The 590-nt window shown below is 63.2% G+C and carries 1 protein-coding gene; it reads left to right on the forward strand.

Features of this window, described 5'->3' with window-relative positions; translation table 11 throughout:
• Nucleotides 1–461 (forward strand): MBL fold metallo-hydrolase (locus AC559T_RS16710; RefSeq protein WP_498869330.1); only part of this gene is annotated, 461 nt, incomplete at its 5' end.
• Between the last annotated feature and the right edge of the window lie 129 nt (nt 462–590).

Here is a 590-nt window from a genome sequence, read left to right on the forward strand (position 1 = left end):
ACCTCAACGTGTTCGACGAATGCGTACGTCCCGTCGTCGAAGCCGGCCTCGCCAAGATTATCTCCGCCCCCTACCCGATCTCGCCGAGCCTGTCGGTCGAGGCAGCACCCGGTCACACCTTCGGACACTCGATGCTCCGCCTCACCTCCGAGGGTGCGCATGCCTACCTCACCGGGGACGCGCTCCATCACCCGGCCCAAGTGTCCAGGCCGAAGCTGCACCTGCCAGGCTGCGACGACCTCGCAGCAGCCATAGAAACCCGCCGGAGGCTGTTCAGCAGGCTGTACGAAGAAGACGCACTGCTGTTCCCAGCCCATTTCGCCGCACCACACTACGGCCGTCTCGACCTCGACGGCGACGAATTCGTGTTCCTCCCCGGCAATGCGACCCGAGGCAGTGACAGACGAAACCGACACGTCAACCTCACATCGAGGACGGAGAACCAACAACCGTCGTTCTAGCGATCTCTTACTGGCCTCACCTTGCGGACCGCCCATCACGCCGGCGTACTCAACCACGGCGACACGCTCGACCGAGCACTCACCACCGAACTCGTTGACGACCCTGAACGCCTCGAAACGCGCATATCT

The sequence above is a fragment of the Frankia sp. Hr75.2 genome, from assembly GCF_949319125.1.
Taxonomy (GTDB): Bacteria; Actinomycetota; Actinomycetes; order Frankiales; family Frankiaceae; genus Parafrankia; species Parafrankia soli.